Here is an 8,810-nt window from a genome sequence, read left to right as displayed (position 1 = left end):
GCTACAACACCGTCCGCCGCCACAGCCGCCTGGGACACCGCAGCCCCATCACCTACGAGCACGCGCTCGACCGAACATCAACTACGCTGACGCAAGCCGCATAACCCCGTGTCCAACTTCCGGGGTCAGGCCCCGGTGACGTACTGGGCGACGCGGTCACCGCGGAGGTGGCCGCCGCCTGGGACGAGGTGTACTGGCTGATGGCCGGTGCCCTCATAGCCCAGGAGGCCCGCCTCTATCAGGAGGCCCAGGTCGACCCGCGCAAGCCGTGGCGGCAGTGGACGGTCGTGGAGCGGCGGGAGGAGACCCCCGACGTGGCGTCGTTCCTGCTGCGTCCGGCCGATGACGGCCCGCTGCCCCAGGCACGCGCCGGCCAGTACGTCAGCGTCAAGGTGCTCATGCCCGACGGCATCCACCAGACCCGCCAGTACAGTCTGTCCAACGCACCGGGCGACCGCCTGCGGCGCGTCACCGTCAAACGGGTGCCGAGCGTCGCCGACGCCCCCGAGGGAGAGGTCTCCAACCAGCTGCACCGCACCGTGCGAGTCGACGACGAGCTCACCCTCTCGGCCCCGTTCGGAGACGTGGTCCTCGACGACGCCGACACCCCGCTCGTGCTGGTCTCCGGCGGCATCGGCTGCACCCCGATGACCGGCATGCTCGCACACCTCGCCGCCACCGGCTCGGCCCGCCCGGTGCGGGTCCTGCACGCCGACCGCAGCCCCGCCGACCACGCCCTGCGCGCCGAGACCCGGCGCCTGGTGGAGCAACTGCCCAACGCCAGGGCCGAGTTCTGGTACGAGCAGGGCGCGGCCGACGAAATCGGCTCTCACCCGGGCCTGATGGACCTCGACGGCCTGGACCTGCCCGCCGACGCCGATGTCTACCTGTGCGGCTCCCTGCCCTTCATGCGCGCCGTCCGCACCCAGCTCCTCCAGGCCGGTATCCCTGCCCGCCGCATCCGCTACGAGGTCTTCGGCCCCGACCTGTGGTTGGCGCACACCGAGGGCTGACACCCGCGGAACACCATTCAGCGCGCAAGCACGATCAGCCCCGGTCGACCGCGGCCGGGGCTGGCCGGCGTTGCGGCGGGGACGGACGATCAACCGAACGGCGGCTGCGCCCACCCACGCTTGCGGTCGCCCCAGGGGCAGGGCTGACGGCCCCATGCGAGATCCGAAGACCATCGGGGAGTTCGCTGCCCGCAGCCGACCCAGTCACAAGACGCTTCGACCCCCCGCGGACAAGGGCCTGCTCGTGCCAGCGCACGTACGCGATGTCCCCCAGCAGAAGGGCGCCTTCGTGCATCAGCACGTCACGGCCGAGCACCTGGCGGCGTTCCTCCCGGACGGCGATGGTCCCGATCGAGGTCAGCGCCCGACCGCCGCGCCGATCCACGCCGCCGGACGCATCGGCGCGCGCCTGGAACCGGCGCACCGGCAGGCGTTCAGCGAGCTGCGCAAAGAACAGAGCGACTCACGAACGGCCACGGAGGCGACGGCACCGAGACCGAGCAGCATGCTCCACACATGCACCAGCCGGGTGAACGGCCGGACGGTGAAGAGGAGACAGATGACCCGAGCACACGGCTGGTCCGACAACGGTGCCCCGGTGATCGCCTCGGGCCGCGGCCCCAGCTGAAGACTGCCGCAGAACCAGACGGAGACGGTCTCTCTGTAGTTAGCCGGCGGAGATGCCCAGCGGGACGGTCGGGGCGGGCACCGGGAAGAGCAGCGTGTCGCTGTGGTCGGTGCCGAGCCCGGTCCGGCGGGCCGGCAGCCGCCGGCGACCGAGAGGAGAGGACCTATGGGGAGCCGTACCCACCGCTCGGCCCCTCACGGGAGTCGAGGAGCCACGCATGCAGACCCGGAAGATCGACGCCGGTGCGCTGGAGACGCTGATGGCCGCGGCGGTGGCGGCGCCGTCGATCCACAACACGCAGCCATGGCGCACCGGCCCAAGGGTGGCTTCGCCCGGTCTCGCCGCTGGAGCCCTTGTCACCTCGCACTCGCCTGGCCACCGAGGTCGCAAGAGCCGCATCGACTTCACCCAGTAAGCCGAGGCCGACTACTTCCATGACGGGGAGGATCATTCCTTCCTCGCGGCCATCCTTGGCCATGCCTCTGCCTCTGCCTCTGCCTCCGCCCCTGCCCAGCGTGGGCAGACCGCGCGGCGGCCCGACGTCCGACTGACCGGCGACGTGCTCGCCAGCACACGGGACGACCTCGCCGGCATCCTTGACCAGCGTTTCCTCCACACGGGCGGGCCATCGGCGGCGGTCGTCGTCGCGTGCGCTGGCGAGCACGGGCGCAGCCTCACACGATCCTGGAGTGGCCCCGACCGCCGGGGTGGCCGATCCGCCGCCCACCGGGACTGCGATGCCCCGGCATCCCGCGGTCTCGGCGCGGTGCCTCAGGCTTGGTGCTGGAGAAGTGTGCGTCGAGGAAGCGACCCGTACCGCCGGGCTCGGGGCCGGCGGTCTCGGCTGCCGCCGGTGTGCGTAGTCGTGGATCGCGTGGCGTGTTCCGGCGCGGGTACCCAGACACGGCATGCGGTCGGTTGTCGAAAGACTGGCAGGTGAGTTCCGCGGAGCCCCACAGCGCCCCTGCGGCTTGCGTCGAGGTGGTCGGCTGGGTGAGCCCCGCGTGCGAGTGGATCACACGCCACCGGACCGACGTCAGGGCCGGGCTGAGGGAACGGATGTGGCATCCGCCCCGTACACGTTGCTGTCACCGACAGCGTGCAGACGACTGAGGAGTTGATTCCCATGCCGCCGGCTGAATCGCTTCCTCACCTCCTTCCGGGAGGCGAGACGGGATGAGGAAGCGCAGGAAGAAGCGGATGCCTGCGGTCCATCTGGAGCTGTGTGACGTCTGCGGGGCGACGTTCCCGGAAGACGAGGCCGTGCGCGGATACGTGCCCGACTCCTCGTCCGTGAGTCGCCGGAACGACTGGTTCGACGGCATGCGGCTCATCACGGCGTGCAGCACCGAGCACTTCGCAGTGCTGAGGAAGACCTACCAGCGCCGGCCCTTCACACAAGAGGAACTCTGGGCGGCGAAAGTCAACCGCGTCCTGACCAGTGGCACGCCGGCTCTCACGCTCGGAGAGCTGGCGTGCCGAACCGGCTTGGACGAGACGGAGATCAGGCGCGCCGTCGCCTGGCACAACGAACACGGCGGGTGGGGGACGGTGCAATGACGACGTTCTCGTCGGACGGATCTCGTCCGATTCCATCGCGGTCCTACGCGTCGACGCGGCAAGCGCGGGCCTTGAGGTTCCTCAAGCGCGCCGACGGCTTCCAGAGACGGCACCGCTGGGTGGGGCTGCCGGTGGCCGTCGTGTACAAGTTCTACGACGACCAGGCCGCCTACCTCGCGGCCCTCCTCACCTACTACGGCTTCCTCTCACTCTTCCCGCTGCTCCTGATCCTCATCGCCGTCCTGAGCACCTTCCTCAGCGACGATCCCGCTCTGCGCCAGCGGATCATGGACTCGGCGCTGCGCGAGTTCCCGGTGATCGGGGACCAGCTCGGGCACAACATCCACTCCTTCCACAGCAGTGGGGTCGCGCTGGCCGTGGGCATCGCTGGCAGCCTCTACGGTTCTCTCGGCGTGGCACAGGCCGCGCAGTACGCCCTCAACAAGATCTGGGCGGTCCCCCGGCACGCACGCCCCGACCCGTTCCGTTCGCGGCTGAAGGGCCTGCTGTTCCTGCTGCTCCTCGCCGTCGGGCTGGGCGCGTTCACCCTGCTGTCGGTCGCGGCCTCACAGACCTATCTGTTCGGCGTGACGCTGAAGGGCGGGACCTGGATCGCCGCCACCGTGGCGTCCGTGTGCCTGAACGCCGTCCTGCTCCTCCTGGGGTATCTGCTGCTGACGCACCGGCCGCTCCCGCTGCGCCGGCTGGCCGGCGTCGCGCTGGGTGGAGCCTGTGCCTGGCAGGCAGTGCAGTGGGTGGGCTCCTACTACGTCACTCACGTCCTGCGCGGCGCAACCGCGACCTACGGCATGTTCGGCATCGTCCTGGGCCTGCTCGCCTGGCTCTACATCGGGGCGCTGATCTTCGTCACGGCGGCCGAGGTGGCGTCCGTACGGGTGATGCAGCTGTGGCCGCGCAGCCTGCTGACGCCGTTCACGGACCGGGTGCACCTGAGCCCGGCGGACCGCCGGGCCTACAGCTCGTACGCCGCCACCGAGGCGTTCAAGGGGTTCCAGAAGATCCACGTTCGCTTCGACCAGCCACCGAAGCCCCTGCACGAGGAACCCCCGGATGATGCCTCCTAGGGAAGCCCGCTCGCCAAGAAGGACTGCCGCCCAGCCACCTCGGGACCCGGCGCCGTACACCTGCTGAACGGCTGGTACGACGCGCGCCAACGCGGCCTCGATGGCGCCGTTGTCGGCGCTGTCGGCAAAGCGAAGCCGCCACTCGGCCGAGCTGTCCGAAGGGGCGCTCGCGGGGATCAGCAGGCTGCCTCGCGGCGGCGCTTCAGCAGGTTGCCGTCGCCGGGTGCGCGGTGCGGCCGGCGGGGTGACGGCGCATCCGGTGCAAGGGGACCAAGGCCAGGGAGCGGACCGCGACGGCTCCGATGACACCGGTGGCCACGGCGACCACGACCCAGCCCACCGGGGCGCTCCACCTCGCCCCGGTGAGGGACAGCAGCCGGATCCCGTAGGTCGCACTCGCCGCGGTGTGAAGGTCAGGGCCCAGAAACCGAGGGTGAAGGGAAGCCGCAGGTAGTCCTTCACGAGGAAGCGGTGGGGCAGGAGCAGGGCGGCCATGGTGCCGAGCAGGATCTCGTGGACCGTTCCGGGCCGGCCCCCGGTGATCACGCCACGCGGTCGCGGCCACCAGCCAGAGGGCGGTCCCGATCACCCGCGGCGCTCCCAGTGCGGCGGCGGCCGTCCAGGTCCCCGCCAGCCCGGACAGGCCGAAGGAGATGCCGAAGGTGTTGAGCGGAAGCCGGGCCCGGGCGGGTCGCGCGCCGCCGGCGGACCGGCCCGTACGGGAGGTGGATGCGGACATCGGGACTCCAGTGATGCGTCGAGCGGGCAGCGCCACCAGGGCACGGCCGCCTAGGGACGGTTGACGTCCTGCTTCGCAGGACGCTCCGATCTTGCGCTCTTGCCGTCACATGAGTCCAAGGAATGGTCTTCATCATGTCGATAGGTTCGACGCATGAAGTGCCCGAGGGGGTCCCGCATCATGCATGAAACCTATGGAAGCCAGCACACCCAGTCATTGGAATCATCACTCCTTTCGTACCAGAGTGATGCGCGGCCCCACCGGCAGCCCTTCGACGGAAGCACGCGGACGGGGACCGTTGTGCACTGATGTGCGGAACGCAACCAGAGGTGACCTTCTTCGCGAAGGCCCCGGCACAGTTGGGAGCCAGTTCTTATGCGTACCCCCGATCCCGCTTCGACGACGGGTCCGGACCGGCGTACGGGGCTCGCCGTGCCACTCGCCGTGGGCGCGGCCCTGGCGGTCGGCGCCGGGCAGGCGGAGGCCGCCCCACGGCCGGGCAGCGGCGCCCCGCACGCGCCGCGGTTGGAGACGGTGGCCACGTTCGACGGGGCGATGCCGACCGGTGTCACGGTCTCGCGTGGTGGCCGCGTGTTCGTGAACTTCCCCCGGTGGGGCGACGACGTGCCGTTCACCGTGGCGGAGATCCGGCACGGCAAGCCCGTCGCCTACCCGGACCGGGAGATCAACACCCCTGACACGGCCGCCCCGGAGCGGCACTTCCTGGGCGTGCAGAGCGTCGTCGTCGACGCTGCCGACCGGCTGTGGGTGGTCGACACCGGCCGGGTGGAGTGGGCCGACGCGCCGTACGGCGGGCCCAAGCTGGTGGCCGTCGACCTGGCCGCCGACAAGGTGGTGCGCACCATCGTCTTCCCCGCCTCGGTGGCCGGTCCGCGCAGCTTCGTCAACGACGTGCGCTTCGACCTGGTCCACGGCTTCGCGTATCTCACCGATGCCACACCGGACGGCCCCAACGGGCTGATCGTCGTGAACCTGGCCACGGGCGAGTCGTGGCGGCGCCTGGACGGCACCCCGTCGACGATGCCGGTGCCGGGCTTCGTGCCGACGATCGACGGCCGGCCGATGCTGAACCGTCCGGACGGCGCGTCCGCGGGCACGCCCATCGGCATCGGCGTGGACGGTATCGCGCTGAGCCCCGACGGTGAGTGGCTGTACTACTGCCCGCTGTCCAGCCGGCGACTGTACGGGGTGCGCACACGCGACCTCACCCGTCACCGGAAGACCGCCATACAGGTGCACGACCTCGGTGTGAAGGGGATGTCCGACGGTCTGGAGACCGACCGTGCGGGGCGTGTGTACGCCGGTGACATCGAGCGCAAGGCGATCGTCCGCCGCGACACCGACGGCAGCTACCACACGCTGGTGCGGGACGAGCGGCTCAGTTGGCCCGACACGTTCTCCATCGGCTACGACCACAAGCTCTACGTCGTCGCCAATCAGCTGAACCGCCAGGCCGCCTACAACGGCGGCACGGACCTCCGGCGCAAGCCGTACGTGCTGTACCGCCTGCCCATCGGCAGCGGACCGGCACGTCGCTGACCCGAGCCGGCTCCGGCCGGGCTCCTCCTCGCACAACCGATCGACCGAAAGGCGGATTCCCGCATGTCCCGCAAGTTCACTCGTGCCGCCGTGGCGGCCTCCGTCGCCGCCGCTGTCGCGGCCGGCACCGCGCTGGCCGCGCAGCCGTCCGTCGCCAAGGACCAGCCGCGGACCGGCTCCCACGCCTGGCCCTGGAAGCTGGTCGACGGCTCGCCCGACCTGGTGAGGCCGGCGGCGCTGACGGCGGACCGCTCGATCGGTGAGCGCCGGGCGGTGCTTGAGGTACGTCTCGCGCAGCAGCTGTACACCTTCTGGAACACGGGGGAGAAGAAGTACCTCGACGCGTCGGTCAGCCCGGACTTCGTGGACAACACCCTGCCGCCCGGCCGTCCGCAGGGCCCCGAAGGCCCGGTGTTCGCCTCGCGGAACTTCCGCGCCGCCGTGCCCGACCTGACGTGCGAACTGGCCGACCTGCTGATCACCGGTGACAAGATCACCGCTCGGCTCGTCTTCCGGGGCCACTTCACCGGCACCTTCGACGGGGTCCAGGGCAAGGGCCAGAAGGTGGACTTCGACGCCATCGACATCCAGCACGTCGGCGAGCGGCAGATCGTCGAGGACTGGCACATCGAGGACAACCAGACCCTGCTGTCCCAGCTCGGCGTCGCCTGACCCGTCCGCACCGACCCCCGCCACGCGGTCGTACCCCGGGCCGTCCGCCGGGCGCGGCACCGGATAGACCGGTGCCCTCCGGGCACGGGCGCCCTGGGTACCGCGTCCGGTGGCGGGGTGTGCCGCACAGGCCGGCGTCCACGGTGCCCGGGGGAGCGACGGCGAAGGTCTCCGGTCACGGCACTGGTCGCACGTGATCGTGTGCGGCGGCCAACCGCACGTGTGACCCGCGGGCACGGCTCGGAAGATATCGCCCGGCTCGCCGTACGAGAGGCGCGCCGCCCCGGACGAACCGCTCAGCGGGGTGTACATCACCACCGCTTCCACCTGTACCGGTGGCCAGGGCGGAGAGGGGGCCGGCTCGCCCCTTCCGTTCGTTCCGCGTCCGCGGTGATACGCGTGCCGGCTCGGGGTCCGCGGCGGGGTGTTCGGCGAGCCCCGGTCTCGCCGCTGCCGGAACGCGTACGCGACAGGCCGTGGAACCGGCCTTCGAGACCCTCCCGGGCGCGCCGGACCCGCGACGCCTGCGCGGTCGGCGGTGGACGTGTCCCTACGTGCCCCTTCGGTCCAGCACGCCGGCCGTCACATGAGGGCTGCGGCGCGCTGACCCACCTCCTGGTCCTCGTCCCGCTCCTCCTGGTTGACGCACTTGGCCAGGCACCGAGTGCGGGAGAGCGTGAAGACGCCGTACGCCAGGAGCGCCAGACCGGCGAGGGCCGGCACGAGCCACAGCCCCTGCCGGGGCGACTCCGCGTACAACGTCACACCCAGACCGAAGCTGACCGCGGCGTCGCCCAGGGTCAGGGCCGGCTGGGAGGCGATCAGCGGCCCGCCCTGCATGGCGTACCCGAGCAACACGATGGAGAGCGATCCCGCGACCGCGAAGCCGTACGTCTGCCAGGCGAGGAGGAAACCGGCCGCTCCGTCACGGGACAGGACGTCCATGGCGGACTTCACCAGGGCCGCCGTGAGCGCGTTGCCGATGGCCGCCGCTGCCGCCAGACAGGCGGCCCTGGCCAGACCGGGCGGCCGGCGCAGGCCGAGCAGGGCCAGTGCCGCCTCCGCCGCGACGACGACGGCGATCGTCGGTGGCCACCACGAGCCGGGCACCTGGTCGCGTCCGCCCGTGGGGGCGGCCGAGAACAGGAAGACCGCCAGCCCCGCGAAGATGCACAGCACGCACCACCACGCCTTGCCGGACACCTGCACCCGGAAGACGAAGCTGCCGAACAGCAGGGCCATCGGCAGCTCCAGGATGAAGACCGGCTGCACCGTCGCCAGCGATCCGGCGTTCAGGGCCAGGGCCTGGAAGAGGGCCGAGAGCGTCACTCCGAGGATGCCGCCGAGCCACGCCGGTCTGTGCAGCAGACCGGCGAGGAGCCGGAGGGGTGATCGCGAGGCGGGGACGCTGCCGGCGGCACGCCGCTGCAGGACGGTTCCCCATGCGTTGCTTCCCGCGGCAAGCACGGCAAAGACGATCGCCAGCATCATGTCCGATGGCACCGCTTCCGGTTGTCGTGCGCGTTCGGTGAGGACGGAGCGTCGCCGTACGG

General features: G+C 71.0%; 8 protein-coding genes and 1 pseudogene. 6 read left to right on the top strand and 3 right to left on the bottom strand.

What is annotated here, in order from left to right:
- Positions 1–137: 137 nt before the first annotated feature.
- A pseudogene (locus tag IE273_RS40715) lies at positions 138–1,013 on the top strand (hemin transporter); the annotation flags it as partial.
- Between the two features lie 357 nt (positions 1,014–1,370).
- Here the strand turns inward: IE273_RS40715 and IE273_RS44425 are convergent.
- Positions 1,371–1,637, bottom strand: coding sequence for a respiratory nitrate reductase subunit gamma (locus IE273_RS44425; RefSeq protein WP_229888091.1), 267 nt, complete (start codon positions 1,635–1,637; stop codon positions 1,371–1,373).
- A 221-nt stretch (positions 1,638–1,858) separates the two neighbouring features.
- Here IE273_RS44425 and IE273_RS45440 point away from each other — a divergent pair, with 221 nt between their 5' ends.
- From IE273_RS45440 to IE273_RS40695, 3 genes are all read left to right on the top strand, one after another.
- A complete protein-coding gene (locus IE273_RS45440) occupies positions 1,859–2,056 on the top strand; it encodes a hypothetical protein (protein ID WP_373309495.1) in 198 nt (65 codons plus the stop codon).
- A gap of 761 nt (positions 2,057–2,817) precedes the next feature.
- Positions 2,818–3,201, top strand: a complete 384-nt coding sequence (locus tag IE273_RS40700) for a hypothetical protein (RefSeq protein ID WP_189820139.1) — start codon at positions 2,818–2,820, stop codon at positions 3,199–3,201.
- 71 nt (positions 3,202–3,272) lie between these two features.
- Positions 3,273–4,286, top strand: coding sequence for a YihY/virulence factor BrkB family protein (locus IE273_RS40695; RefSeq protein ID WP_229888088.1), 1,014 nt, complete (start codon positions 3,273–3,275; stop codon positions 4,284–4,286).
- A 202-nt stretch (positions 4,287–4,488) separates the two neighbouring features.
- Here IE273_RS40695 and IE273_RS44420 read toward each other — a convergent pair whose 3' ends face one another.
- Positions 4,489–4,626: a hypothetical protein gene (locus IE273_RS44420; RefSeq protein ID WP_229888087.1), complete on the bottom strand. Its 138-nt coding sequence runs from the start codon at positions 4,624–4,626 to the stop codon at positions 4,489–4,491.
- An 831-nt stretch (positions 4,627–5,457) separates the two neighbouring features.
- Between IE273_RS44420 and IE273_RS40685 the strand changes: the two genes are divergently transcribed.
- Positions 5,458–6,585 (top strand): L-dopachrome tautomerase-related protein, encoded by a 1,128-nt coding sequence (locus IE273_RS40685; RefSeq protein ID WP_229888086.1) that lies wholly within the window; start codon positions 5,458–5,460, stop codon positions 6,583–6,585.
- A gap of 63 nt (positions 6,586–6,648) precedes the next feature.
- Positions 6,649–7,257, top strand: a complete 609-nt coding sequence (locus IE273_RS40680) for an ester cyclase (protein ID WP_189820136.1) — start codon at positions 6,649–6,651, stop codon at positions 7,255–7,257.
- 582 nt (positions 7,258–7,839) lie between these two features.
- Here IE273_RS40680 and IE273_RS40675 read toward each other — a convergent pair.
- Positions 7,840–8,748 (bottom strand): DMT family transporter, encoded by a 909-nt coding sequence (locus tag IE273_RS40675; protein ID WP_189820135.1) that lies wholly within the window; start codon positions 8,746–8,748, stop codon positions 7,840–7,842.
- Between the last annotated feature and the right edge of the window lie 62 nt (positions 8,749–8,810).

This window comes from Streptomyces olivaceoviridis (assembly GCF_014650115.1).
Taxonomy (GTDB): Bacteria; Actinomycetota; Actinomycetes; order Streptomycetales; family Streptomycetaceae; genus Streptomyces; species Streptomyces olivaceoviridis.
Note: the sequence above shows the minus strand (reverse complement) of the source record. Positions and strands in the feature narration are given on the sequence as shown.

What these genes read in the sequence shown, in the direction of transcription:
- IE273_RS40680 (WP_189820136.1), top strand. Translation starts at nt 6,649, where the DNA reads ATGTCCCGCAAGTTCACTCGTGCCGCCGTGGCGGCCTCCGTCGCCGCC.
- IE273_RS45440 (WP_373309495.1), top strand. Translation starts at nt 1,859, where the DNA reads ATGCAGACCCGGAAGATCGACGCCGGTGCGCTGGAGACGCTGATGGCC.
- IE273_RS40675 (WP_189820135.1), bottom strand. Translation starts at nt 8,748, where the DNA reads ATGATGCTGGCGATCGTCTTTGCCGTGCTTGCCGCGGGAAGCAACGCA.
- IE273_RS40700 (WP_189820139.1), top strand. Translation starts at nt 2,818, where the DNA reads ATGAGGAAGCGCAGGAAGAAGCGGATGCCTGCGGTCCATCTGGAGCTG.